This is a genomic window from Brevundimonas sp. NPDC058933, from assembly GCF_049315965.1.
Classification (GTDB): Bacteria; Pseudomonadota; Alphaproteobacteria; order Caulobacterales; family Caulobacteraceae; genus Brevundimonas.
In genome coordinates, this window is record NZ_JBMOSL010000001.1 from 1058379 (window position 1) to 1083627 (window position 25249).

Annotated in this window: 27 protein-coding genes and 1 tRNA gene; 10 read left to right on the forward strand and 18 right to left on the reverse strand. The window is 66.4% G+C overall.

Going from position 1 to position 25249, the window contains the following annotated elements; all coding sequences use genetic code 11:
• Positions 1–112 precede the first annotated feature (112 nt).
• The 4 genes from ACOZBP_RS05175 (at position 113) to ACOZBP_RS05190 (ending at position 5768) form a co-directional block, all read left to right on the forward strand.
• Positions 113–628 carry an FKBP-type peptidyl-prolyl cis-trans isomerase gene (locus ACOZBP_RS05175; protein ID WP_422675315.1) on the forward strand — a complete coding sequence of 172 codons (516 nt, stop codon included), beginning with the start codon at positions 113–115 and terminating at the stop codon, positions 626–628.
• A gap of 53 nt (positions 629–681) precedes the next feature.
• On the forward strand, positions 682–1698 hold the full coding sequence (locus ACOZBP_RS05180; RefSeq protein ID WP_422675316.1) for an alpha/beta fold hydrolase: 1017 nt from the start codon (positions 682–684) through the stop codon (positions 1696–1698).
• 101 nt (positions 1699–1799) lie between these two features.
• The gene (locus tag ACOZBP_RS05185) at positions 1800–3743 is read left to right on the forward strand and encodes a M61 family metallopeptidase (RefSeq protein WP_422675317.1); all 1944 of its coding nucleotides are present in this window, start codon (positions 1800–1802) and stop codon (positions 3741–3743) included.
• A gap of 45 nt (positions 3744–3788) precedes the next feature.
• Positions 3789–5768 (forward strand): M61 family metallopeptidase, encoded by a 1980-nt coding sequence (locus ACOZBP_RS05190; RefSeq protein ID WP_422675318.1) that lies wholly within the window; start codon positions 3789–3791, stop codon positions 5766–5768.
• A 52-nt stretch (positions 5769–5820) separates the two neighbouring features.
• Here the strand turns inward: ACOZBP_RS05190 and ACOZBP_RS05195 are convergent, their stop codons facing one another.
• From ACOZBP_RS05195 to ACOZBP_RS05225, 7 genes are all read right to left on the reverse strand, one after another.
• Positions 5821–6501, reverse strand: coding sequence for a type 1 glutamine amidotransferase domain-containing protein (locus ACOZBP_RS05195; protein WP_422675319.1), 681 nt, complete (start codon positions 6499–6501; stop codon positions 5821–5823).
• 149 nt (positions 6502–6650) lie between these two features.
• Complete coding sequence (gene rplL, locus ACOZBP_RS05200; protein WP_422675320.1) at positions 6651–7031, reverse strand: 50S ribosomal protein L7/L12; 381 nt, start codon at positions 7029–7031, stop codon at positions 6651–6653.
• Between the two features lie 55 nt (positions 7032–7086).
• Positions 7087–7602, reverse strand: a complete 516-nt coding sequence (gene rplJ, locus ACOZBP_RS05205) for a 50S ribosomal protein L10 (protein ID WP_422675321.1) — start codon at positions 7600–7602, stop codon at positions 7087–7089.
• A 296-nt stretch (positions 7603–7898) separates the two neighbouring features.
• Positions 7899–8459, reverse strand: coding sequence for a DUF2059 domain-containing protein (locus ACOZBP_RS05210; RefSeq protein WP_422675491.1), 561 nt, complete (start codon positions 8457–8459; stop codon positions 7899–7901).
• Positions 8460–8543: 84 nt separating this feature from the next.
• A complete protein-coding gene (locus ACOZBP_RS05215; protein ID WP_422675322.1) occupies positions 8544–8981 on the reverse strand; it encodes an NUDIX hydrolase in 438 nt (145 codons plus the stop codon).
• Complete coding sequence (locus ACOZBP_RS05220; RefSeq protein WP_422675323.1) at positions 8981–9982, reverse strand: inorganic phosphate transporter; 1002 nt, start codon at positions 9980–9982, stop codon at positions 8981–8983. The genes ACOZBP_RS05215 and ACOZBP_RS05220 overlap by 1 nt, the downstream gene beginning before the upstream one ends.
• 6 nt (positions 9983–9988) lie before the next feature.
• Positions 9989–10645: a DUF47 domain-containing protein gene (locus tag ACOZBP_RS05225; RefSeq protein WP_422675324.1), complete on the reverse strand. Its 657-nt coding sequence runs from the start codon at positions 10643–10645 to the stop codon at positions 9989–9991.
• A 175-nt stretch (positions 10646–10820) separates the two neighbouring features.
• On the opposite strand from ACOZBP_RS05225, the gene ACOZBP_RS05230 reads away from it, so the two are divergent.
• Entirely contained in the window at positions 10821–11987 is a 1167-nt protein-coding gene (locus ACOZBP_RS05230) for an aspartyl/asparaginyl beta-hydroxylase domain-containing protein (RefSeq protein ID WP_422675325.1), read from the forward strand.
• Here the strand turns inward: ACOZBP_RS05230 and ACOZBP_RS05235 are convergent.
• Positions 11984–12388 (reverse strand): winged helix-turn-helix transcriptional regulator, encoded by a 405-nt coding sequence (locus ACOZBP_RS05235; RefSeq protein WP_422675326.1) that lies wholly within the window; start codon positions 12386–12388, stop codon positions 11984–11986. The two genes, ACOZBP_RS05230 and ACOZBP_RS05235, sit on opposite strands and share 4 nt — an antisense overlap.
• A gap of 55 nt (positions 12389–12443) precedes the next feature.
• Here ACOZBP_RS05235 and ACOZBP_RS05240 point away from each other — a divergent pair, with 55 nt between their 5' ends.
• Entirely contained in the window at positions 12444–13055 is a 612-nt protein-coding gene (locus tag ACOZBP_RS05240; protein ID WP_422675327.1) for an NAD(P)-dependent oxidoreductase, read from the forward strand.
• A gap of 99 nt (positions 13056–13154) precedes the next feature.
• Here the strand turns inward: ACOZBP_RS05240 and rplA are convergent, their stop codons facing one another.
• From rplA to ACOZBP_RS05270, 6 genes are all read right to left on the reverse strand, one after another.
• Positions 13155–13841, reverse strand: a complete 687-nt coding sequence (rplA, locus tag ACOZBP_RS05245; protein ID WP_114818403.1) for a 50S ribosomal protein L1 — start codon at positions 13839–13841, stop codon at positions 13155–13157.
• 3 nt (positions 13842–13844) lie between these two features.
• Complete coding sequence (gene rplK / locus ACOZBP_RS05250) at positions 13845–14276, reverse strand: 50S ribosomal protein L11 (RefSeq protein WP_422675328.1); 432 nt, start codon at positions 14274–14276, stop codon at positions 13845–13847.
• Between the two features lie 509 nt (positions 14277–14785).
• Positions 14786–15367 (reverse strand): transcription termination/antitermination protein NusG, encoded by a 582-nt coding sequence (gene nusG, locus ACOZBP_RS05255; RefSeq protein ID WP_422675329.1) that lies wholly within the window; start codon positions 15365–15367, stop codon positions 14786–14788.
• A 13-nt stretch (positions 15368–15380) separates the two neighbouring features.
• Entirely contained in the window at positions 15381–15680 is a 300-nt protein-coding gene (secE, locus tag ACOZBP_RS05260) for a preprotein translocase subunit SecE (RefSeq protein ID WP_422675330.1), read from the reverse strand.
• Between the two features lie 70 nt (positions 15681–15750).
• Positions 15751–15826: transfer RNA gene (locus ACOZBP_RS05265), tRNA-Trp, on the reverse strand.
• 136 nt (positions 15827–15962) lie between these two features.
• Positions 15963–16499, reverse strand: a complete 537-nt coding sequence (locus ACOZBP_RS05270) for a pyridoxamine 5'-phosphate oxidase family protein (RefSeq protein WP_422675331.1) — start codon at positions 16497–16499, stop codon at positions 15963–15965.
• Between the two features lie 96 nt (positions 16500–16595).
• Between ACOZBP_RS05270 and ACOZBP_RS05275 the strand changes: the two genes are divergently transcribed.
• Both ACOZBP_RS05275 and ACOZBP_RS05280 read left to right on the forward strand, forming a co-directional pair.
• Positions 16596–16982 carry a hypothetical protein gene (locus tag ACOZBP_RS05275; protein ID WP_422675332.1) on the forward strand — a complete coding sequence of 129 codons (387 nt, stop codon included), beginning with the start codon at positions 16596–16598 and terminating at the stop codon, positions 16980–16982.
• 66 nt (positions 16983–17048) lie between these two features.
• Positions 17049–17792, forward strand: a complete 744-nt coding sequence (locus ACOZBP_RS05280; RefSeq protein ID WP_422675333.1) for a Crp/Fnr family transcriptional regulator — start codon at positions 17049–17051, stop codon at positions 17790–17792.
• A 25-nt stretch (positions 17793–17817) separates the two neighbouring features.
• Here ACOZBP_RS05280 and ACOZBP_RS05285 read toward each other — a convergent pair whose 3' ends face one another.
• The 4 genes from ACOZBP_RS05285 to ACOZBP_RS05300 form a co-directional block, all read right to left on the reverse strand.
• Entirely contained in the window at positions 17818–18471 is a 654-nt protein-coding gene (locus ACOZBP_RS05285; RefSeq protein ID WP_422675334.1) for an OmpW/AlkL family protein, read from the reverse strand.
• Between the two features lie 170 nt (positions 18472–18641).
• Positions 18642–18761, reverse strand: a complete 120-nt coding sequence (gene cydX / locus ACOZBP_RS05290) for a cytochrome bd-I oxidase subunit CydX (protein ID WP_181543479.1) — start codon at positions 18759–18761, stop codon at positions 18642–18644.
• A 22-nt stretch (positions 18762–18783) separates the two neighbouring features.
• Positions 18784–19932 (reverse strand): cytochrome d ubiquinol oxidase subunit II, encoded by a 1149-nt coding sequence (cydB, locus tag ACOZBP_RS05295; protein ID WP_422675335.1) that lies wholly within the window; start codon positions 19930–19932, stop codon positions 18784–18786.
• Positions 19933–19957: 25 nt separating this feature from the next.
• Positions 19958–21523 (reverse strand): cytochrome ubiquinol oxidase subunit I, encoded by a 1566-nt coding sequence (locus tag ACOZBP_RS05300; RefSeq protein ID WP_422675492.1) that lies wholly within the window; start codon positions 21521–21523, stop codon positions 19958–19960.
• 218 nt (positions 21524–21741) lie between these two features.
• On the opposite strand from ACOZBP_RS05300, the gene cydD reads away from it, so the two are divergent.
• Positions 21742–23358, forward strand: coding sequence for a thiol reductant ABC exporter subunit CydD (gene cydD / locus ACOZBP_RS05305; RefSeq protein WP_422675336.1), 1617 nt, complete (start codon positions 21742–21744; stop codon positions 23356–23358).
• A 5-nt stretch (positions 23359–23363) separates the two neighbouring features.
• Entirely contained in the window at positions 23364–25016 is a 1653-nt protein-coding gene (locus ACOZBP_RS05310; RefSeq protein ID WP_422675337.1) for an amino acid ABC transporter ATP-binding/permease protein, read from the forward strand.
• Positions 25017–25249 lie beyond the last annotated feature (233 nt).

Sequence of the window (25249 nt, forward strand, 5' to 3'; positions counted from 1 at the left end):
GTCCAGACAGAATCAAACGCCTGGGTCCCGGCTCTCCGCTCCGCTGCGGCCGGGATGACGGCATGTTGAGGCCCTCATCGACACCGCCATTCCTTGTGATAAGCCTAGCCTTATGAACCGTATCGCCCTGCCCGCGCTCGCCGCCCTCGCCCTGACCCTCTCTGCCTGCGCTTCCGCGCCCGCCACCATCGCCCAGGTCGTCCCGCAAGGCCCCGCAACCCAGGAGAACTGGGAGGTCGGCCAGGCCGCCTATCTGATGTGGAACGGCCAGCGCAGCGGCTGGACCACCACGCCTTCGGGCCTGCAGTACCGCCGCGTCGGCAAGGCAAGGCCGGAAGGCGTTCAGCCGGTCGCCACCGACACGGTCAAGGTCCACTATCGCGGCACCTTCATCGACGGGCGCGAGTTCGACAGCTCCTATTCGCGCAACGAACCGGCCAGCTTCCCCCTGAACCGCGTGATCAAGGGCTGGACCGAGGGCGTCGCCCTGATGCGCGCCGGCGAGACCTATGAGTTCGTCATCCCCGCCGACCTCGCCTACGGCCCCCGCTGGATGGGAACCGAAATCCCCGCCAACTCGACCCTGCGCTTCACCGTCGAACTGCTGGAAGTGAACCCGGCCGGATGAGAGGCGATAGGTCGCGGCGAGGAACGGGACGAATCCATCAACGTTCCCGCTCCATGCTCCGCACCGCCGCACTTATCGCCTGTATGATCGTCGCCGGGTCGTCCTCGGCAGCCTCGGCCCAGGCACGCCCGACCTTCGGCCCACGCCTGGAGGGCTACGCCTACCCGCACCCTGTCCAGACCTTTTCGTTCGATTCCCAGCGGCAGGCGCTCGAGATGACCTATATGGACGTCGCGCCGACCGGACCGGCGAACGGCCGTACAGCCGTCCTTCTTCATGGCAAGAACTTCTGCGCCAGCACCTGGGGGCCGACCATTCGCGTGCTGGCGGAGGCCGGTTTCCGCGTCATCGCGATCGACCAGGTCGGCTTCTGCAAGGCGTCCAAACCAGAAGCCTATCAGTTCTCCTTGTCGCAGCTGGCCGCAAACACGCACGCCCTGTTGGACAGCCTGGGCGTCACACAGCCGGTCATGATCGGCCACTCCATGGGCGGCATGCTCGGCCTACGCTACGCCCTGCTGAACCCTGACAGCCTTGAGCAACTTGTATTGGTGAACCCGATCGGCCTTGAGGACTGGCAGGCCGAAGGCGTGCCCTACGCCCGCCTCGACGACGCCTTGGCCAATGAGCGCAAGACGACGTTTGAAAGCATCAGGGCCTATCAGCAGCGTTTCTATTACGACGGCGAATGGCGGCCCGAGTACGATGCTCCGGTCGAGATGCTGGCGGGGATGTACGCCGGTCCCGGCGGCGAGGTGGTCGCCTGGAACCAGGCCCAGACCTCGGACATGATCTTCACCCAGCCGGTCGTGCATGAACTATCGCAGGTGCGAACCCCGACTACCCTCATCATCGGCGGAACCGACCGGACGGCGCCGGGCGCAGGGCGGGCGAGCCCCGAGGTCCAGGCTCGCCTTGGGCAGTATCCGGCCCTGGGCCGCGCTGCGGCTGCGGCGATTCCGCAGGCTCGATTGATCGAATTTCCCGAGCTCGGCCATTCCCCGCAGATGCAGGATCCAGCGGCCTTCCATCGCAGCCTGCTTCAAGCGCTCGCCCCGATCGTCCCGTAGGCAAGGGAAAACAATCGGATCGCCTTGACGCGAGGTGCGACACATTGTGCTGTGCGGCCCTCTTGGGCCGCGTTGGTGGCGGCCGTCCCCGGATAGTCCTGATGAAGCGTTTCGCCCTGGCCGTCAGCGCCGCCGCCCTGCTGATCTCAATGGGCGCGCCTGCGCTCGCTCAGGTCGGCACGCCCGCCCTGCCCGTGGCGCTTGCGCCCATCCCGGCCCCGCGCGACGTCGCCTATCCGGGCGTCATCAGCCTCGACGTGGACGCCACGGACATCGACCGCCGTCTGGTTCAGGTGCGCCAGACCATCCCCGTCGCCCAGGCCGGGCCGATGGTCCTGCTCTATCCCCAATGGCTGCCGGGCAACCACAGCCCCGCCGGCCCCGTCGCCAACGTCGGCGGCCTGACGTTTACCGCCAACGGCCAACGGCTGGAGTGGGTGCGCAACACGGTCCAGCCCTGGGCCTATCAGATCGAGGTCCCCGCCGGCGTCAGCCAGATCGAGGTCGCCTTCCAGTGGCTGACCCCGATCGAGGGCAATCAGGGGCGCATCGTCGTCACCCCCGAGATGCTGAACATCCAGTGGGAGAAGGCCCTGCTCTATCCCGCCGGCTACTACTCGCGTCAGATCACCTTCAAGCCGACTCTGAAACTGCCCGCCGGCTGGAACTATGGCGCCGGTCTGGACACGGTCAGCTTCGAGAACGGCCTGGCGACCTTCGCCCCCATCACCCTCGACCACCTGGCCGACAGCCCCGTCTTCGCCGGCCAGCACTATCGCCAGATCGACCTCGATCCCGGCGGCCGTTCGCCCGTCCGCATGAACGTCGTGGCCGACACGGCCAAGATGCTGGAAGCCAGCGACGAGCACATCCAGCTCCACCGCAATCTGGTCGCCCAGGCCGACCGCCTGTTCGGCGCCCGCCACTTCGACCACTACGACTTCCTGGTGGCCGTGACCGACAAGCTGGGCGGCATCGGCCTGGAGCACCAGCGCTCGTCCGAGAACAGCGTCGATCCCAAATACTTCACCGACCGCGAGGCCACCCTGGCCGACCGCGACCTGCTGGGCCACGAATACACCCACAGCTGGAACGGCAAGTGGCGCCGCCCCGCCGACCAGATGACGCCCAACCTCAACGCGCCGCTGCAGAACTCCCTGTTGTGGGTCTATGAGGGCCAGACGCAATATTGGGGCCTGGTCCTGACCGCCCGCGCGGGTCTGATGTCGAAGCAACAGGCGCTGGACGTCCTGGCCATGACCGCCGCCAGCTTCCAGAACATCCCCGGCCGCCAGTGGCGCGCCATGCAGGACACCACCAACGACCCCATCATCAGCCAGCGCCGTCCCCAGCCCTGGGGCTCCTATCAGCGCAGCGAGGACTACTACCGCGAGGGCTCGCTGATCTGGCTGGACGCCGACACCCTGATCCGCGAGCAGACCGGCGGCAAGAAGTCGCTGGACGACTTCGCCAGGGCCTTCTTCGGCGCCCAGGACGGCGACTGGAACCCGGCCCCCTACACCTTCGACACCGTCACCTCGACCCTGAACGGGGTTCAGGCCAAGGACTGGGCCGCCTTCCTGCGCGAGCGTCTGGACGCGGTCGGCCCGACCTCGCGCGGCCCGCTGGACGGCATCGAGCGCGGCGGCTACCGCCTGGTCTTCAAGGAGGAGCCGTCCGGCTACATGGGCGCCCTGTATAAGGAGCTGGGCCGCAACGACTTCACCTATTCGCTCGGCTTCATGATGAACAAGGCCAACAAGATCACCTCGGTGGTCTGGGGCGGCCCGGCCTTCGAGCAGGGCCTGACCTCGGGCTGGGAAGTCGTCGCCGTCGCCGGTCGCGCCGCCTCGGCCGACGCGCTGAAGGAGGCCGTCACCGCCGCCAAGGGCTCGACCGACCCGATCGAGCTGATCCTCAAGAACGGCGACGTCTTCAAGACGGTCCGCTTCGACTACCACGACGGTCTGCGCTACCCCCACCTGGAACGGATCGAGGGCACGCCCGACCGCCTGGGCGACATCCTGTCGCCCCGCCGCCGCTAAGCCGTTCTGCTAGTAAAGCCTGGCTCTCATAGTTCTGGATACCCGATGACCCGACGCCTGCCCGCCGCCGCCCTCGCCCTGCTGCTGACCTCGGTCGCCTCGACCGCTCTCGCTCAGGAGTGGACCGGCCCGCAGGCGCCGGTGTCGCCCACGCCCCAGAACACGCCCCTGGCCCTGCCCCGCGCCCTGCCGCCCATCCCGGCCCCGACCGCCGCGACCTACCCCGGCGTCATCAAGTATGAGGTCGACGCGACCGACGTGGAGCGCAAGATCGTTCGCGTCCGCCAGACCATCCCGGTCACGGCCGGCCCACTGGTCCTGCTCTATCCCAAGTTCCTGCCCGGCAACCACGCCGACACCGGCCCGATCCAGCTGATCTCGGGCGTCACCGTCACGGGTGGGGGCAGCCGGATCGACTGGCTGCGCGACACCATCGACCCCTACGCCTTCCATCTGGACATCCCCCAGGGCGTCAGCGAGATCGTGGTCGAGTTCCAGTGGCTGACCCAACCCGACAGCTCGACCTGGCGCGTGACCATGACGCCCGAGATGGTCAATCTGCAGTGGGAAAAGGCCCTGCTCTATCCCGCCGGCTACCGCTCGACCGGCATCACCTTCGCCCCCTCCATCCGCCTGCCCGAGGGCTGGAAGTACGGCGTGGCCCTCGACACCGAGCGCTATGAGAACGGCGTGGCCACCTTCCGCCCGACTGACCTCTACACCCTGATCGACAGCCCCCTGTTCGGCGGCGCCCACTTCCAGCGCATCGAGATCGACCCCAGGGGCGAGGCCGTCCACCTGAACATCGTCGCCGACGAGGCCAAGCACATCGCCCCGACGGCGGAACAGATCGCCTGGTTCGAGAACCTGGTCACCCAGTCGGACCGTCTGTTCGGCGCCCGCCCCTATGACCGCTACGACTTCCTGGTCGCCGCCACGTCCAAGATGGGCGGCATCGGGCTGGAGCATCACCGCTCGTCCGAGAACACGGTCCCCACCGACTTCTTCACCACCTGGGGCAAGAACCTGGGCGCCGTGGGCCTCCTGCCGCACGAGTTCGTCCACGCCTGGAACGGCAAGCGCCAGCGACCGGCCGACGAACTGACCGCCAACCACAACATCCCGACCCAGAACACATTGCTGTGGGTCTATGAGGGCCAGACGGAATACTGGGGCGACGTCCTGACCGCCCGTTCGGGCCTGGCCTCCAAGGCCGACATCCTGACCAGCTTCGCCGAGGTCGCCGCCTTCTATGACAACCAGCCGGGCCGTGAATGGCGTCCGCTGCAGGACACCAACAACCACAACCTGCTCGGCTACCGGACCAGCAACCCCTACGCCTCCTGGATGCGCGGCACGGGCGACTACTATCGCGAGGCCCTGCTGATCTGGCTGGACGCCGACACCCTGATCCGCGAGGCCACGGGCGGCAGGAAGTCGCTCGACGACTTCGCCAAGGGCTTCTTCGGCGGCGACGACGGCTCCTGGGCCCCGCGCGGCTACACCTTCGACGACGTGGTCGCGGCCCTGAACGCCGTCCATCCGCACGACTGGGCCAGCTTCCTGCGTACGCGCCTGGACGCGACCGGCCCCGAGGCCAAGGCTCCGCTCGACGGCCTGGCGCGCGGCGGTTATCGCCTGACCTATACCGACAGCCTGACAGCGGCTGAGAAGCGCATCCAGTCCGGCTGGGCCACGGACTTCCAGTATTCCCTGGGCTTCACCCTGTCCTCATCGAACAGGCTGACCGGCGTCCGCTGGGGCGGCCGCGCCTTCGAGGCCGACATCGGTCCGGGCTGGGAACTGGTCGCCGTCAACGACCGCGCCGCCTCGGCCGAGGTCCTGCGCGACGCCGTCACCGCCGCCAAGGGGACCGACGCGCCCATCACCCTGCTGCTCAAGAACGGCGACCGCTTCAGGACCGTCGCCTTCGACTACCACGACGGCCTGCGCTACCCGCGCCTGGAGCGGATCGAGGGCACGCCCGACCGCCTCGGCGAAATTCTGGCCCCCCGCCGTCGCTAACAAAAAAAGGCCCGGGAGCGATCCCGGGCCTTCTTCATCTGGGCGTATGAGCCTAGGCCTTCAGCAGGGCGAGGAGCGCGTCGGCCGCCTCACGCGAAGAGCCCGGGTTCTGCCCCGTGACCAACGTCCCGTCCGTCAGCACATAGGAGGCCCAGTCGGCCCCCTTGCTGTAGCGCCCGCCCTTGGCGACCAGCATGTCCTCGACCAGGAAGGGCACCACCTCGGTCAGGCCCACAGCCTCTTCCTCGGTATTGGTGAAGCCGGTGACGGCCCGTCCCTTGACCAGGGGTTCGCCGTCCGCGCCCTTCACGTCCTTCAGCACGCCCGGCGCATGGCAGACGAAGCCCGTCGGCTTGTCGGAGGCGGCGAAGGCTTCGATCAGGGCGATGGACGACGGATCATTGGCTAGGTCCCACAGCGGACCGTGACCGCCGGGATAGAAGACAGCATCGAAATCCTCGGCCTTCACATCGGCCAGCTTCTGCGTGGCCGCCAAGGCGTCTTGCGCCTCGGCATCGGCCTTGAAGCGGCGCGTGTCGTCGGTCTGGGCGTCCTCGGCGTCGCTCTTGGGGTCCAGCGGCGGCTGTCCGCCCTGGGGCGAGGCGATGACGATCTCGGCGCCTGCATCCTTCAGCGCGTAATAGGGGGCGGCGAACTCTTCCAGCCAGAAGCCGGTCTTGCGGCCTGTGTCGCCGAGTTGGTCGTGGGAGGTCAGAACCATCAGGATCTTCATCGGGGCCTATCCTTTTATGAGAGCGCTGAGATGGGTCCGCCGCCTCCGCCTCGCCAGTCACGCCCAAAAAGAAAGCGGGCCGGAGGCTTCCCTCCGACCCGCTCGCTTGAAGTCTGCCTCCGGCCGAAGCCGGAAGCCAGGACCCGATCTTACTTGATCTGGATCTTGGCGCCGGCTTCTTCCAGCTTCTTCTTGATCTCTTCAGCGACTTGCTTCGAGACGTTCTCGACGACGTTCTGCGGAGCGCCTTCGACCAGGTCCTTGGCTTCCTTCAGACCCAGGTCCGAACGGACGCCGCGGACTTCCTTGATCACATTGATCTTCTTGTCGCCGCCGTCGATCAGGACAACGGTGAACTCGGTTTGCTCTTCGGCAGCTTCAGCCGGAGCAGCAGCGCCGCCAGCAGCAGCAACGGCGACCGGTGCGGCAGCCGAAACGCCCCACTTGTCTTCCAGCAGCTTCGACAGTTCAGCGGCTTCCAGGACGGTCAGAGCCGACAGTTCTTCAACGATCTTGGCGAGATCAGCCATTTTAGTCTTCCTTCGGTAGGATGAGGTTCAGAGAGATATGCAGAGATGACGAGGCTTAGGCGGCGTCTTTGGTCGCGTATGCGTTGAAGACGCGAGCCAGTTGGCCGGCGGGTGCTTGCAGAACGCCAGCGATCTTGGTCGCCGGTGCTTGCAGCAGGCCGATCAGCTTGCCACGCAGTTGGTCCAGCGACGGCAGCTTGGACAGGGCGTCGACGCCCGCGGCGTCCAGCACCTTGTCGCCCATGAAGCCGCCGATGAGCTTGAACTTGTCGTTGCCCTTGGCGAATTCAGCCGCGACCTTCGCAGCAGTGACGGGGTCGGCTGCGTATGCGATGCCCACGGGACCCTTGAACAGGTCGTGGTACTCGCTGCCTTCCTCGACGCCCAGCGCCTTGAGCGCCAGACGGTTTTTCACCACCTTGAACGCGCCGCCTTCTTTACGAAGGCGACCACGCAGGTCTTCCATCTCCGCAACGGTCAGACCCAGGTTGTGGGTCACGACCACGGCGCCCGCGTCGGCGAACACGCTCTTCAGCGATTCGATCGACTCGGCTTTTTGTGCGCGGTCCATTGCGGTCTCCAGTTTTGGTATTCGCCGCCAGGCTAATTCCCGACGACGGATTTGGCTTAAGCGCCATGCATCGCTGCATAGCGTTCAGGCCGGTCTTATTGTCCGAAGGAAGCAGGCCCGCCCGTCGCAAGCGACAGGGCAAAAGGTCTTTGCATCCCCATCTCCCCACGGCGCCAGAGGGCTCTCTGGACGATTATGACGCGGGCGGCCCCCACGTCCCGAAGTTCTCGGACAGGATCCGCCACAGCCGAAGCCATGACGAGAAGCCGCGCTCTATACACGGCCTGACGGGGAAATCAACGCCGGTTCGGCTTGGCTGTCGGCGTTTCCTTGGCGGCGAAGGCCGCGCAATCGAATTCGGCACAGAACTTGGTCGACAGTTCGGTCACGAAAGCGATCTGGAACTTCTGCATCGCCTCGCCCAGCGCGCCGCCGAGCTCCATCTGCTTACGCGCGATGTCCCGGCCCACCGGTCCGTCATAGAAGGCGATCAGGGCATTCAACTCCGCCTCGGTAAAGCGGGTCGCGTATTCCTGGGCGATAGCCCCAATCAGCGGACGCAGATTGCTATCAATGATCGAGGACGCGTTCCGCCGGAGCCAGCGCGCCTGCTCTTCAGGCAGGGCGTCGCCAGCCTCGATCAGGTCCCGGGTGATCGTTTCCTGGGTGAACTTCTCCATCCCATTGAGGGTCAGCCGCACCAGACGTTCCGCCAAAACCGGACGCGGGTCGTCGCGAACCACCACCTGCAACAGGTCTGATGAAGACGTCCCTCTCTCCGTATCCTGCGCCTGAACCGCTGTCCCGAAGGCGAACGATAGGGCCGCGACGGCGGCTAACAGACTGGTTTTGCGCATGGCCACTCTCAGGCGGGAACTCGGAAGCAGAACCCATAGGTTCAGAGATCGCCGTTCCTGACAATCACCAAAGAAGTCTGCGGCTCAGGCCGCTGGCCTGAAGGCCCGGATCAGTTCCGCCAGGTCGGTTTCATGGACGGCTTCGGCGGCCTCCGCCTGGCTCATCCAGCGACGTTGGCGCTGCTGGTCCTCGGGCCATGCGCCCAGCTGGATCAGCACTTCCAGCGGATAGACCGCCACGACACAGGCCTGTACCGCCCCCGTCTTCAACCGCTTGTCGTAACGGAAATAACCCACGACGGCATCCAGCGTCTCGCCCTGGACGCCAGCCTCTTCATAAGCCTCCTGAGCGGCCGCCTGAGAATCGGTCTTGCCCACCATCCGCCCGCCCTTGGGGATGACCCAACGACGTGTTTCGCGGGAGGTGATCATCATGACCTCCACGCCTGTCTCGCCCCGCCGCCACGGCAGGGCGGCGACCTGACGGTTTTCGGACGTCTCTGTTCGGGTCGAACCGGTCATCAGGTCAGGAACAGCCCGCCGAGGAAGTAGAAGATCGCGCCGATCGCCGCCGCCGCCGGCATGGTGATGAACCAGGCGGTGACGATGCTGCGAGCGATGCTCCACCGCACGGCCGAGACCCGTCTGGCCGCGCCCACGCCGATGATGGCGCCGGTGATGGTGTGGGTTGTCGACACCGGAATCCCCATGCTGGTCGCCGCAAACAAGGTGATGGCCCCACCCGTTTCGGCGCAGAAGCCTTGCTGAGGGCTAAGCCGCGTGATGCGCGAGCCCATGGTGTGAACGATCTTCCAGCCGCCGAACAGGGTGCCGAGCGCAATCGCGGCCTGACACGTGATGACCACCCAGAAGGGCACGTGGAATTCGCCGCCCAGCATCCCGCGCGAGTAGAGCAGGATGGCGATGATGCCCATCGTCTTCTGCGCGTCATTGCCGCCGTGCCCCAGCGAATAGGCCGAGGCCGAGACGAACTGCAGCCCGCGGAAAATCCGGTCCGCGAAGTTGGGATTGGCCCTGGCGAACAGCCAGGACACGATCAGCACCAGCAACAGGGCCAGCAGGAAGCCAATGGCCGGCGACAGGAAGATGGCGCCGACGGTTTTCAGCACGCCGGCGACGACGACGGCGCTGGTTCCCGCCTTGGCGATGCCGGCCCCCAGCAGGCCGCCGACCAGAGCGTGCGAACTGGACGACGGTATGCCCGCCAGCCAGGTGATGACGTTCCAGCTGATGGCCCCCATCAGGGCGCCGAAGATCACCTGATCCGAAATCACGTCTGGGGAGATGATCCCTCGCCCGATGGTGTCGGCCACGTGCAGGCCGAAGAACAGGAAGGCGATGAAGTTGAAGAAGGCGGCCCACCCCACCGCATAGATCGGCGGCAGCACGCGCGTCGCGACGATGGTGGCGATGGAGTTGGCGGCGTCGTGCAGGCCGTTCAGAAAGTCGAACAGCAGGGCGACGCCGATCAGGAAGATCAGAATCAGAAGGGCGTGATCCATCGGACCCTACAGGTGCTCGACCAGGACGCCGTTGATGCGGTTCGCCACATCCTCGAACCGGTCGATGATCTTTTCCAGATGGTCGTAGACTTCGCCGCCGATGATGAAACCCAGGGTGTTGCCGCCCGTCACGTCGTGGCGGTGCAGTTCGTAGAGCGCCTTCATGCCTTCGTCGTAGAGGGTGTCGCTCTGGCTCTCCAGCTTGGCGATCTGCTCTGTCAGCAGGTTCAGCCGCTCGTGGTTCTTGCGCATGGCCGGAAGCAGCGACACCGCCTCAACCGTCAGAGCGCCGCACTGGACCGCGATGTCGGCCAGCTCACGCATCTTGGGGGCGAACTCGCGAATCTCATACAGGGCGACGACCTTGGCCGTCTTCTGCATCTGATCGATGGTGTCATCGAGCGAGTTGGTCAGGCCGCGAATGTCCGAACGGTCGAACGGGGTGATGAAGCTGCGGCGCACCGCGAACAGCACTTCGCGCGCGACGTCATCGGCCTCATGCTCGTGATCGACGATCTTCTGACACCAGTCGGGCGTCGCCTCGCCGCCGTCCATCATGCCGCGCAGGGCCTCGGCGCCCTTCACCAGGGTCGCGGCGTGGGCGTCGAACAGGCGGAAGAAGTTATCTTCCTTGGGCAGCAGCGCCTGGAACCAGCTCAGCATCAGTCGTCTCCGAAAGGGCCGCGCGTGGCGACCGCGCCCCAAGACCGGATTCCGGCCCCCTTCGTCAAGTCGTCCGTCCACGGAAACTGTTGTTTCCCACAATCCCCATTGACGCCGTCCACCGCAACGCAACATTACGCACAGTTCATGTTTGTGTCCGCATTGGGGAATGCGCATGCCCGACCATAGTCCAGCGCAGGAACAATTCCTGATTCAGGCGGGTCAGGCTTTGGCCCGGCGCGACCCTAATCAGGCCCTCGCGCTGCTGAACAAGGCGGACGCTCTTGGACGAACGCACAACGCCACGCTGAACCGCGCGGTCGCGCTTCGCCTGCTGGGCAATTTCCACGCCTCCCTCGCCGTCCTGGACGAGGCGCTGGACATGAGGCCCTATGATTTCGCCGCCCTGCTCGCCAAGGGCGCCATGCTGGAAAAAATCAACCAGCCCAAGGCGGCGGTTGAGGTCTATCGCAACGCGCTGAAGATCGCCCCGCCGCGCGACCACTGCCCGCCCGCAGTCACCACCCAGATGGACTACGCCGCCCGAATGGTCGACCAGCACGCCAAGGCGCTGGGCGACTTCATGCGGCAGCGTTTGTCGGGCCTACGCGCCGACGTGGGCCAAGCTGCACTGGATCGGTTCGACGAGGGCCTGGAAATCTACGCCGGCCTGATCCAACCGCCGAAGCAACAGCCGCTGCTGCTCAACTACCCTCGCCTGCCCGTCATTCCCTTCTACGACCGCAGCCTGTTCCCCTGGCTCCCTGCGCTGGAGGACGCCACGCCGTTCATCCAGAAAGAACTGACCGCGCTGCTGAAAACCGGCTTTGACGATTTCGCGCCCTATATCGCCTACCCCAAGGGAGCGCCGATCAATCAGTGGGGCGAGTTGAACCATTCACGCAAATGGAGCTCGCTTTTCCTGTGGAACGACGGCCGGCGTCAGGACGCCGTCTGCGAACGCTGCCCCCGCACCGCCGCCCTGCTGGAAAGCCTGCCCATGGCGGACCAGGACAGTTTCGCCCCGACCGCCATGTTCTCGGCCCTGCAGCCGCACACCCACATCCCGGCGCATACGGGCTCGTCCAACGTCCGGTTGCTGGCCCATCTGCCGATCATCCTGCCCGGGCCCGCGCGCTTCCGCGTGGGGAATACCGTAAAATCGTGGGAGATGGGCAAGGCCTGGGTGTTCGACGACACCATTGAACATGAGGCTTGGAACGACGCCGACGCCTTGCGCGTCATCCTGATCTTCGACGTCTGGAACCCCTATCTGGACCACAAGGAAAAGATCCTCATCACCGAGATGATGAAGGCCCAACGCGACTTTCAAGCCAGCTAGGCAGGGCGCCTGTCATAGCCAGCCTGGGCTCTGGCGACCTCGGGCATCCGCGTCTCGGCCCAGTCAATGACTGGCTGAAGCGCCCGAACCAGCGTCAGGCCCAGGGGCGTGATGGCATAGGTGACGGACACGGGGACCGTGGCCTCGACCGTGCGCGTCACCAGTCCGTCGCGCTCGATCTGACGCAGGGTCTGGCTGAGCATCTTCTGCGACACGCCCTCAACACGGCGCTTCAAAGCGTTGAAGCGCATCGGCTCGTCCGCCAGGGTGGTCAACAGAAGCACGGTCCACTTGTCCGCGATCCGGTCCAGCAGAAGCCGTGTCGGACAGTTGGCGGCGTAGACGTCCCCGCGCCCGGTTTCCGCCGGGTGACCAGATGAGATTTCGGTGCCTTCTTGCATGGATGCTTCCTGTAGCACACCTGGTTTCCATTGGTAACTTACTGGAGAGACCACCATGAAAGTCACAGTGCTCGGCGCCAGCGGTCGCGCCGGATCGGAGATCGTCAAGGAGCTGGCCCGTCGCGGTCATCAGGTGACGGGCGTGGCCCGCAACGCGGCGCGTATCCCCACTGGCGACGGGATCGCCGCCGTCAGCGGCGACGTGAATGACGCAGCCGCCCTGCCCGGCCTTCTGAAGGACGCCGACGCCGCGGTCAGCGCCATCATGTTTACGGACACCGATCCCGAGACGCTGATCGCGGCGGTCAAGGCGGCGGGCGTGCCGCGCTATCTGGTGGTCGGCGGCGCCGGCAGCCTGGAGGCCGCGCCGGGCCTGAAAGTGCTCGACGCGCCGGACTTTCCCGAGATCTACAAGGCCGAGGCCTCCGCAGGCGGGCGCTTCCTGGATCGCCTGCGTCAGGAAGCCGATCTGGACTGGACCTTCCTGTCCCCTTCGGCCCTGTTCGACGGCGGCACGCGAACGGGCCAGTTCCGTCTGGGCGGCGACGCCCTGCTGGTCGGCGCGGACGGCCGCAGCGCCATCTCCTTCCCCGACTACGCCATCGCCATGGCCGATGAGATCGAGGCGCCGAAGCACCGCCGCCAGCGCTTCACTGTCGGCTACTGAACCGGCGCACGGCCTGACTCGCAAGCGCGGCAGACCGCGGAAGGAAAAAGGCCCCGGAGATTGCTCTCCGGGGCCTTTGTCATTCTAGCGCCGCAGGGCTTAAGCCAGCGAAGCCGGGTCGATCTTGAAGCCCGGGCCCATCGTCGACGACAGGGTGATGCGCTTGACGTAGGTGCCCTTGGCGCCGGCCGGCTTGGCCTTGTTCAGAGCGTCCACGTAAGCCTTGACGTTGGCTTCCAGGGCGGCCTGATCGAAGGAGGCCTTGCCGATGCCGCCGTGGGCGATACCCGCTTTTTCGACGCGGAACTCAACGGCGCCGCTCTTGGCGTCCTTGACGGCCTGCGCCACGTTCGGGGTCACGGTGCCGACCTTCGGGTTCGGCATCAGGCCGCGCGGGCCCAGCACCTTACCGAGGCGACCAACCAGAGCCATCATGTCCGGCGACGCGATAACGCGATCGAAGTCCATGAAGCCGCCGTTGATCTTTTCGTACAGATCTTCAGCACCGACGATGTCGGCGCCGGCTGCCGTAGCTTCGGCGGCCTTGGCGTCCTTGGCGAAGACGGCGACGCGAACGTCGCGGCCGGTGCCCGACGGCAGGTTGACGACGCCACGGACCTGTTGGTCGGCGTGACGCGGGTCAACGCCCAGGTTGACGGCGATTTCGATCGACTCGTCGAACTTGGCCTTGGCGTTGTCCTTGACCAGCTTGATGGCGTCGGCGAACGGCAGGAGGTCCTGCGTGACGCCGGTGCGGGCTTTCTGAGCCTTGGTTTGCTTAGCCATGGATTAGCCCTCCACCACTTCGATGCCGATCGCGCGGGCCGAGCCTTCGATGATGCGCATGGCAGCGTCGATGTCGTTGGCGTTCAGGTCTTTCATCTTCGCTTCGGCGATCTCGCGGACTTGCGCCTGCGTGACCTTGCCGGCGAGTTCGCGACCAACGAGCTTGGAGCCCGACTTAATGCCTGCAGCCTGCTTCAGGTAGAAGGTGGCCGGCGGGGTCTTGGTGACGAAGGTGAAGGACTTGTCCTGATAGACCGTGATCACGGTCGGCAGGGGCGTACCCTTGGCCACCTTCTCGGTGCGCGCGTTGAACTCCTTGCAGAAGCCCATGATGTTGACGCCGCGCTGACCCAGTGCCGGGCCGATCGGGGGCGAAGGCGTGGCCGAACCGGCCGCAACTTGCAGTTTGATATAGCCGAGAATCTTCTTGGCCATTGGTCTCTCCTATGGATGACCCTGACAGAGACTGACGGGGCCGGTGAGCCGTGGTGCGGCATGGCTGCCTTCCACGGATTTGCCGCCTGACGACTTGAGGGCCGCCGAGCGAAGGCGCGCGTGTAACAGGACAAGACTGCGAAGGCAAATGAAGCGCGATCAGAGATCGGCGCCTCAAAGACCTCTTTCGAAAAAACAGAGTCCAATTCGTCTAATGAGTCTGAATTCGAATGAGGCGGCGCGCTCGACCTCCAACCGGATGATCCGCCGCAGCCCAGCCTAACACGGCGTCGGGCCCGGGCGAGGAAATAGCCCCGACATCTTCCAATCCCGGGAATTCACGGGGATCGGCGCGTGGGATTGCGCATGCCGAAACGCAGAAGACAGCGTCTCTGGCGGTCCCGGATAGCGGCTGCGCCGCTTCCGGGATGACGGAAAGGCATAGGCCCCAACGCAAAACGGCGGCCCGAGGGCCGCCGCTTCACGTCGTTCTGGCGATGATCGAGTGATCAGCCGCCGGTCTTTTCGACCTGATTGTATTCCAGATCCACCGGGGTCGGCCGGCCGAAGATGGACACGGCCACGCGCAGGCGGGCGTTGTCTTCGTCGACGCTTTCGACCTGGCCTTCGAAGCTGGCGAAGGGACCGTCGATGACCTTGAGGGTTTCGCCGATGTCGAAGCGGATGGTGGGCTTCGGACGCTCAACGCCCTCTTCCACCTGACCGATGATGTTCTGAACTTCACGTTCCGAAACCGGCAGCGGCTTGGTGCCGCCGGCCGCGCCCAGGAAGCCGGTGACCTTGGGCGTGTTCTTGACCAGGTGATAGGCGTTGTCGGTCATCTCCATCTTCACCAGCACGTAGCCCGGGAAGAATTTGCGTTCCGAGTTCACCTTGCGGCCGCGACGGATCTCGACGACGTCCTCGGTCGGAACCAGGATTTCGGAGAAGTTGTCTTCCAGGCCCTGCTGCTTGGCCTGAAGGCGCAGTTGCTCGGCGACCTTCTTTTCGAAGTTCGAGTAGGCGTTGACGATATACCACTTGTGGCGGGGGTTGGCCGCCGGCTTGGTTTCGGGCGCTGCATCGTTCATGTGCGCGTCTCCTTTATTGGCCGAAGCCGAGAATGAAGCGGGACGCAAAGCCCAGACCCATGTCAACGATCCAGAAGAAGGCCGACGCGATCAGGACCATGATGAAGACCATCACGGACGTGATCCAGGTCTCCTTGCGGCTGGGCCAGACGATCTTGCGGCCTTCAGCGCGAACCTGGCTGAAGAACTGGGCTGGCGAAGTCTTTTTCTTGGGTGCAGGCGCGTCAACAGCGACCGTTGCGGCGCCGGATGCGGCGGCTGCGGTCTGGTTTCCCACGGTGCGGCGACCGCCGGGGGTCTTCGCCTTGGCCATATGACGTCTCTTCAACCTCTGGAACCTGTCGCCTCACATGGGAACTCCCAAGCGACCGCGACAGGGGGAATGGCAGGAGCGGAGGGACTCGAACCCACGACCCTCGGTTTTGGAGACCGATGCTCTACCAGCTGAGCTACACTCCTAGTGTCCCGGACAAGGATCAATGCGCCGTGAGCAAGCTCGACGGCGCTAACCTCGCCAGAGGGGGGCATATGCCTGACGGCCGAGGTCATTTCAAGGGGCGTTTCGCTTTAACCACCGGCAGATGCGCAGGAATGTTCAGAACAGCCGCGCCACGGCGCTCGGCTCATAGCTGACGCCGTGCGCGACGTGGTCGGGATCGCCGATCGAGAAGGTCTGGGCGCGGCTGCGACCCTGGATGACGGCGACCGCTTCGACCTGTTCGGGAATCACCTTCACCACCGCGACAGAATCGCCACCGGGGGCCCAGGGACTGATCTCGGGAGAGCGGGCGATGATCAGGTCGTTGAGACGCTGGACCTCTTCGCCGTCGGTCACTTCTTCAGCCCGACCGTCGATGGAAAGGCCGACCGCCTCCCCCTCCCCGGCCACGCCGCGCACGGCGACGCCCACACGGGGATCGGCTGTGATGTTGCGCAGCTTCTCGCTGTCGCGGGCGGTGACGAAATAGAGGTTCAGCCCGTCGTTCAGATAGCCGAGCGTGCTGGCCTGGGGGCGTCCGTCTGCACGATTGGTCGCCAGAGTCATCAACCGCTGGCCGTCCAGCAACTTCAGAATGGCCGCCACCGCCGCCCCATGGATCGGCGTCGGGTTTGCGTAGTCTGAAACGCTCATGGCCTGTCCTCCGTTCAGCGGACCGTGCGCCGGGTGCAAGCGGGTCGCCTTGACACAGATCAAGGCAATTCAGCCGCCCCAGGGCGAAATGGTTCCATGACCGAGCCCCGCCTGATGCCGGACGCCCCGCGTCTGGAGATCGTTCCCCTGACCGAGGCCGAAGCGCCGGCCGAGTTCGCCCTGGCTCAACTGTGGCGACCCGATCTGGCGCCGGATCAGTGGCGGGTCTTCCTGCGCGACTGGCGCGCGGCCCCGGACAGTCGCGGCATCCTGACCGCCCGCAATCAGCGCGGCGGGGTGCTGGGTTTCGTCAGCTGGTGGCGTCAGCCGGATCTGGAATACGGCGAAACCCTTTGGGTCGGTCCATTCATCGTGCGCGAAATGGGGGTGCGGCCTCTGGTGCGGCAAAGCCTGGCGGTCGAGCTGACGGGGCTGGCCCACAGGCTAGGCGCCAAGCTGAGGTATGCCGAAGACGCAGCCTAGGACAGCCTGCCCTATTCGGAATCGACTCTGAGTCCGCTAGGCTGTTGCGGAATGCTGGAGTCGACGATGCCCGCCCCTCACGCCGCCATGGTCGAACCCGTTGATGTCCGCGTGGAAGACGTCCACCCCTGCGCGACCTGCGGGGCGCGTCCATTGGGCGTCTGCGCCGATCTGAAGGGGCACGAACTGCAGGGCATGGCCTGTGCGAGCGAGACGGTGACCGCGCAACCCGGTCAGGCCCTGTTCCATGAGGGCGATCCCAACCCCTTCGTCTTCAACGTCGTCGACGGCGCGGTGAAGCTGTATCGTCTGCTGCCCGATGGGCGGCGCCAGATCACCGGCTTCCTGTTCCAAGGCGATTTTCTGGGCCTGGGCGGACGCGGCCCGTCCAGCTTTACCGCCGAGGCTCTGACGCCGCTGAGCGCCTGTCGCTTTCGCCGCAATGAGTTCGATCAACTGCTGAACGCCCTGCCCGCTCTGGAGCACCGGCTGGTGGCCATGGCGGGCGACGAGCTGATGGCGGCGCAGGAGCAGATCGTCCTGCTGGGCCGCAAGACGGCGCGCGAGCGGATCGCCAGCTTCCTGACCCGTCTGTCGGCGCGGCAGGTGCAGCTAGGCGGGCCGGAAGACCGGGTCCACCTGCCGATGACCCGGTTGGACATCGCCGACTATCTGGGCCTGACCATCGAGACGGTCAGCCGGGTCTTCACCCAGTTCAAGACCTCGGGCCTGATCCAGCTGCTGCCGAACAACGACGTGGCCCTGCCCGATCCCAAGGCGCTGAAGGCGCTGGGCGAAGGCGCGGGCTGACGTCCCGCGCCCTGCCTCTGTCGGCCTAGAACTTCCGGCCGAGGCCCAGAGACACGACCCAGGGGTCCAGGCTGACGCTGCTCTTCAGGGCGCCGTCGTTGATCCTGGCGTCCGTGTCGAACCAGACCTTCTTGGCGTCCAGGTTCAGGGTCCACGGTCCCGAGAGATTCCAGTCAGCGCCGGCCTGCAAGGCCATGCCGAAGCCGTCGTCCAGATCGACCTCGAAGCCGTTCTTATCCTGACCGTCGAAGAAGGCCATGTAGCTGACGCCGGCGCCGACATAGGGGCTGATCGTCGCGTTCGGCGTCGGGCGATATTGCAGCGTCACGATGGGCGGCAGGACCCAGGTCTCGTGAACGGCCACGTCGGTCGCCCCGCCCTTGGCGCGGACCTCATGCCGGGTGGCGCCCAGAATGGCCTCGACGGCCCAGTGGTCGGCGACGAAATAGGTGAAGCCCAGGGTCGGCATCCAGTCGTCGCTGACGTCGACCTTCAGGCCGCTGTCGGCGCCGGCGGCGGTGAGGATGGCGTCGTCGGCCTGAGGCAGGACGCCCGTCATGCGGGCGGTGACGATCAGCGTGCCCTTGCCGACGGGCTCGGGGGCGGCGTCTTGGGCGTATGCGGCGCCCGCCAGGGTCAGGACGCTGGCGGCGGCCAGAAGGGCGGCGGCGGTTTTCATCGGCATCAATCCCGACAATCGCCGGATCGAGGGAGGCCCGGCTTCGATGTCGAAAACACCGTCCCACGCCCGCCTCGCCCACGCCTTGATCCAACGCAAGCCTTGGTAAAAAAGCACGAAAAAGCCTCCCCGATCGAGATCGAGGAGGCAGACTTCGACCGACGACGGGGTCAGGGCTCGGAGCGCCCCTCATCCCCTTCGTCAAACAGTCGGAACTCGTGCCAGAGGCCGTTCAGGACGCCGAAGGCAACGGCCAGGCCGAGGCCCAGGATCCAGGCGAAATACCACATGGAATGATCTCCTTTCGCGGGATCAGTAGAGATCGGGGTTGGTCTTGAGCGCGTCCATCGTCGAGCGGCCCCACAGCACCTTGTAGACCCAGGCGGTGTAGAGCAGGACGAAGGGCAGGAAGACCGCCACCACGATCAGCATGATGAAGAGGGTCGTATGGCTGGACGAGGCGTTCCAGACCGTCAGGCTGGACTGGGCGTTGATCGAGCTGGGCAGGATGAAGGGGAACATCGACAGGCCGACGGTCGAGATGATCCCCACCGCCGAGGCCGACGAGCCGCCGAAGGCCAGGGCCGCCGACTTGCGCCACATGCCCAGCAGGCCGATCGCGGCGCCGGCAAAGCCCAGAACCGGGGCGATGATCATCCACGGATAGCGGCCATAGTTGTCCATCCAGGCGCCGGGCGCGGCCTCGACCGCCGTGCGCAGCGGGTTGGACACGCCGCCCGTATCGACCGCGCCGGTGATGCGGAAGCCCATGTCGCCAAAGGCCGCCATGGCGCCGCCGACGGCGAACAGGACCAGGCTGGCCAGACCGGCGGCGGTGCCGATGGCGCGAGCGCGTTTCAGCACCACGCCTTCCTCGCCCTTGACCGCCAGCCAGGCCGCGCCGTGCAGCACCAACATGGAGACGGACAGCAGACCGCACACCAGGGTGAAGGGCGTGAACAAACCCAGCAGACTGCCTTCGTAGAAGCTGCGCAGGTCGCTATCCAGACGGAAGGGCGCGCCCATCAGGACATTGCCGACCGCCACACCGAACACCAGGGCCGGGACGAAGCTGCCGATGAACAGCCCCCAGTCCCACATCGAACGCCAGCGCGCCTCTGGCCGCTTGGAGCGATACTTGAACGACACCGGCCGCAGGATCAGCGCGGACAGGACCAGGAACATGGCCAGGTAGAAGCCCGAGAAGCTGACGGCATAGACTTGCGGCCAGGCGGCGAAGATCGCGGCGCCGCCGACGATGAACCAGACCTGGTTGCCCTCCCAGGTCGCGCCGATGGTGTTGATCACCATGCGACGCTCTTCATCCGTTCTGGCGACGAAGGGCAGCAGGGCGCCGACGCCCATGTCGAAGCCATCCGTCAGGGCGAAGCCGATCAGCAGCACGCCCAGCAGTCCCCACCAGATCAGGCGGAGCGTGGTGTAGTCGAGGGGAAGTTCCATCTCTCTTTTCCTTCAACGACCGGGGTCAGGCGACCGCCGGTTCGCCTTCCGTGCTGGCGTCGGCTTCGCGGGCTTCCTGTTCGGCGAACGGGCCCTTCTTGACCGCGCGGAGGATCAGGCCGACCTCCACCACAGCCAGGGCTCCGTAGAGCAGGGTGAAGCAGATAATCGTGGTCCACAGTTGCGGCACGCTGAGGCTCGAGGCGCCGAGGAAGGTCGGCAGGACGCCCTCCACGGCCCAGGGCTGACGACCCACCTCGGCCAGAAGCCAGCCGGATTCGATGGCGATCCACGGCAGGGGAATGGCCAGAACGGCCAGACGCAGGAACCACCTGGTCTCGTGCTTGCGCAGGGTGCAGAGCACGAAGGCGGTAGCGAACAGGCCGATCATCAGGAAGCCGATCCCGGCCATGATGCGGAAGACCCAGAACATCAGCGGCACATTGGGCACCGTGTCCCAGGCGGCCAGCTTGATCTGATCCGGCGTGGCCAGACGCGGATCGGCGACATAACGCTTCAGCAGCAGGCCGTAGCCCAGGTCGTTGCGCACGGTCTCGAACTGGGCGCGGGCGGCCATGTCGGTGTGGTCGGCCTTCACCTTCTCCAGGGCGTCATAGGCGACGACGCCGCGTTCGATGCGGTCCTCGGCCACGGCGACCAGCTCCAGAATGCCGATAACCGGCTTGTCGATGCTGCGGGTCGAGATCAGGCCCAGGACATAGGGGATCTTGACCTCGAAATGAGTGTGGCGGTCTTCAAGGCTGGGCAGGCCGAAGGCGGTCAGGCCGGCGGGGGCCGGCTCGGTCCGCCACATGGCCTCAAGCGCGGCCAGCTTCATCTTCTGGTTGTCGGTCAGGGCATAGCCCGACTCATCGCCCAGGACGACGACCGACAGCGACGACAACAGGCCGAAGGCGGCGGCCACGGTCATCGACCGCTTGGCGAAGCCGACGTGCTTGCCCTTCAGCAGATAGAAGGCCGAGATGCCCAGAACGACCACAGCGGCGCAGACGTAGCCGGCCGACACGGTGTGGACGAACTTGGCCTGGGCCACCGGGTTGAAGATCACCGCCATGAAGTCGGTGACTTCCATGCGCATGGTGTCGGGATTGAAGGCGGCGCCGACCGGGTTCTGCATCCAGCCGTTGGCGGCCAGGATCCACAGCGCCGACAGGTTGGTGCCCAGGGCGACCATGAAGGTGACGAACAGGTGGGCGTGCGGCTTCAGCTTGTCCCAGCCGAAGAACATCAGGCCGACGAAGGTCGCCTCCATAAAGAAGGCCATCAGGCCCTCGATGGCCAGCGGGGCCCCGAAGATGTCGCCGACATAGTGGGAGTAGTAGGACCAGTTCATGCCGAACTGGAATTCCATGGTCAGGCCTGTGGCCACGCCCAGCACGAAGTTGATGCCGAACAGCACGCCCCAGAAGCGGGTGATGGTCCGCCAGATGGGCCTGCGCGTCATCACATAGATGCTCTCCATGATGACCAGCATGAAGGAGAGACCCAGCGTGAGGGGCACGAACAGAAAGTGGTATAGCGCCGTCAGTGCGAACTGAAGGCGTGACAGGTCTACGACCGCCAGGTCGATCATGGGCTCAGGCTCCTGACCGCCAGCCCCCATCGACCGGCGTTCTACTATAACCTAAAGCGACGCCGTTGGGCGCGCCTTGATCCTGATCAAAGCCCGAGCGGGGCGACTCGCTCTAGACGGCGTTTCGCCCAAGGGTGTTTCGTCACAAGGACGATTCGCCCAATGCGCCTTCGCGCTGGTCCATGTCTGTTCGCGCGGACGGAGCAGGAGAGACGATGACGGCCCAGCCGATCGATGCAGACGCCGCACCAGCCCAATGGCTGAAGATGGCCCTGTCGCGCCGCAAACGGATCATGACCCTGGCCAGCGGACTGGTGATCGCCGACGCCGTGCCGGCCGTGGGCCTTGCAGCGGGTCTTGGTCTGGCCGTCGGCGCCCTGCCGCAAGGGTTCAGCCACGCCCTGCCCGGCGCCGCCCTGGCGCTCGCCTCCCTGCTGGCGCGCGGCGCCGTGACCCAGGTCGCGACCGTGACGGCCGCCCGCGCCGCCCGGGCGGTCAAGGGCGACCTGCGCCGGCAGACCCTGAACGGCGCCTTCTCGGGCCGTCTGTCCGACGCCGAGACCATGACGGCGACCGTGGAGGGGGTCGAGGCGATGGACGGCCATGTCTCGCGCTTCCTGCCCGCGCGGATGGCGGCCGCCGTCACGCCGTTGCTGCTGATCGCCGTCGCCGCCGTGGTCAGCCCCTTCACCGCCGGCATCCTGATCTTCACCCTCGCGCCCTTCGTCATCGGCATGGCCCTGACCGGCATGGCGGCGGGCGCCGAGAGCCGGCGGCAGTTCCAGGCGCTGGAACGACTGTCCGGGCTCTTCCTCGACCGCATCCGCGCCCTGCCCGCCATCCTCGCCTTCCAGGCCGAGACGCAGCAGACGGCGGTGATCGCCCGCGCCTCGAACGACCTTGCCCGCCGCACAGGCAAGGTGCTGAAGATCGCCTTCCTGTCCTCGGCGATCCTGGAGTTCTTCTCGGCCATCGCCGTGGCTCTGGTCGCCGTCTATTGCGGCTTCAACCTGCTGAAGCTACTGCCCTTCCCGGCGCCCGAGCAGTTGAGCCTGACACGCGCCTTCTTCCTGCTGGCGCTGGCCCCCGAGGTCTATGCGCCGATGCGCCGCCTCGCCGCCGCCTATCACGACAGACAGGCCGCCGAAGCCGCCGCATCCAGCCTGAAGACGTTGGCCGAGAGCGCAGCCCCGGTCGCCGCGCGTCCGCCGGCCCCCGCTAAAGCCCCGGCCATCGTCTTTCGCGACGTCACCATCGCCTATGAGGCCTGCGCCCCCGTCCTGACGGGTTTCGATCTGACCATCGCGCCCGGCGCGACCGTCGCCCTGCTCGGCGCCAGCGGTTCGGGCAAGAGCAGCCTGCTGCATCTGTTCCTGGGCCTGTCGCCCTTGAGCGGCGGCGAGGTCGAGGTCGGCGACATGCGCCTGTCCGACCATCCCGATCTGACCGCCTGGATCGCCTGGGCCGGTCAGGCGCCGGTCGTCGTTCCCGGAACCCTGGCCGACAATATCGGTCTGGCGTGGCGGGGGGCGCCGCCCGAGCGCGTGGCCGAGGCCGCCGCCCGCGCGGGCTTCACCGGCGAACTGGACCGTATCATCGACGAGCGTGGCGGCGGCCTGTCGGGCGGCGAGCGGCGGCGTCTGGGCCTGGCCCGCGCCTTCCTCAAGCCCGCGCCCATCCTGCTGCTGGACGAACCCACAGCCAATCTGGACGCTGCTTCCGAAGCCGCCCTGCTGCCCGTCATCCGCGCCGCCGCTGAGGGCCGCACCACCCTGATCGCCACCCATTCCCAGGTCGTCGCCGAACTGGCTGACGTCGTGGTGCGGCTGTGAGCGTCATGAACATGACTGGTGTCGCCCGCCTCAAGACCCTGATCCGGGCGCAGGAACGGCGACAGGGCGCGCGTCTGCTGACCGCCGCCGTCACCGCCGCCCTGGTCTCCGCCGCGGCGGTGCTTCTGCTGGGCGTGTCGGGCTGGTTCATCACCGCCTCGGCCCTGGCCGGGCTGGCGGGGTCGGCCGCCGCCTACAGCTTCAACTTCATGATCCCCAGCGCCCTGATCCGGTTCCTGGCCATCGTGCGGACCGGCTCGCGCTATGGCGAGCGCGTCACCGGCCATGACGCGGCGCTGAAGGCTTTGGCCGCCTTGCGTCCGCAGTTGTTCGAGGGGATCGCGCGCGGTCCTGTCACCCCGGCCCTGGCCCTGGCCGGCGGCGAGGCCTCGTCGCGGATGGTGCAGGACGTGGACGCCATCCAGAACCGCTTCGTGCGCCTGTCCGCCCCCTGGGGCGCCGGCGCCGGCCTGACAGCGGGCCTCGGATTGGCCCTGCTGACCGGTTGGACGACCGCATTGGCTATCGCCGCCGCCAGCGCCCTCGGCCTCATCGCCGCCGCTCTGGTCGGCCGCTGGATGGCGCAACCGGCCGGGCGAGCGGTTCAGGCTGCGTCGGGCGAGTTCAAGACCCAGTTCGCCGCCCTTGCCGCCGCCGCGCCCGAGCTTCAGGCCTATGGCGTCAAGGGTTGGGCCGTGGACCGCCTGGCCGAGCGCGGCGCCGTGCTGGAACAGGCGACCGAACGTCTGGCCTGGGCCGGCGGCTGGATCATGCTGACCCAGTCAGGCGCCATGGCCCTGGCCATCGTCGGCGTCATGGCCACCGCTGGGGCCGCCTCGCCGCCCCTGATCGCCCTGGCCATTCTGGCCGCCATCACAACCGTCGAGAGCGCGGGCGCCCTGCTGACCGCCTTCCGCCACAAGGGCGCGGTCGAGGCGGCCGTCGAACGTCTGGGCGGGTTGCTGGACCAGGCCCCATCCGCTTCAGCCAGCATAGCCACACCGGCCCTCCGCCTTCCGTCCGTCGATCTGACGCTGACCCCGCCGCAGCGCCTGGCCGTCATCGGCCCCTCGGGCGCGGGCAAGACCACCCTGATCGAACGGTGGATGCACCTGCGGACGCCCCAGTCCGGAGAGGCGGCTCTGGGCGGCGTCGACGTCGCTGACGCCTCTCCTGACGCCGCGCGGGGCCTGTTCGCCTATGCGCCGCAACAGGCCGTGCTTCTGGCCGGAAGCGTCCGCGAGAACCTGAAGATGGCCCTGCCGAGCGCCGGCGACGACGCCTTGTGGGCGGCGCTGGAGGACGCCGATCTGGCCGATCGCGTTCGTGCCGCGCCCGCGGGTCTGAATGCGCCGCTCGGCGAGAACGGGGCGCGGCTGTCGGGTGGCGAGCGTCGGCGTCTCGGGTTGGCCCGCGCCTATCTGCGCCCCGCGCCGTGGCTGGTGCTGGACGAGCCGACCGAGGGTCTGGACGCCGCCACGGAAGCGCGGGTTCTGGAACGTCTCGCCCATCGTCTGGAGCGCACCGGGCAAGGCCTGATTCTGGTCAGCCACCGCCCCGCGCCTCTGGCCCTGTGCGATGGGCGTCTAGCGGTCTCAAGGCTGTCGTCGACAGGTGCGGTGCGGATGTCGCTCCAGAAAGCCCTCGAAACGGTCTGAGCGACGGCAGCCTTTTGATCTTCATCAAGGCGCGTGCGCTCGCGAACGGCTTTGCTGGGTTCAAAGGAGACTATCCCATGCCCGCAGACGTCGTTCCCGTCATCGCCGCCATCGCCTCGGCCTTCCTCGTCTTCATGGCCGCCCTCGGCTTCGTCTCCGTCTGGAGCAACATGGCCGACAAGCCGAAGCCCTGACCAAGAAAAAGCGCACGCCCGTCAACGGGCGTGCGCCTT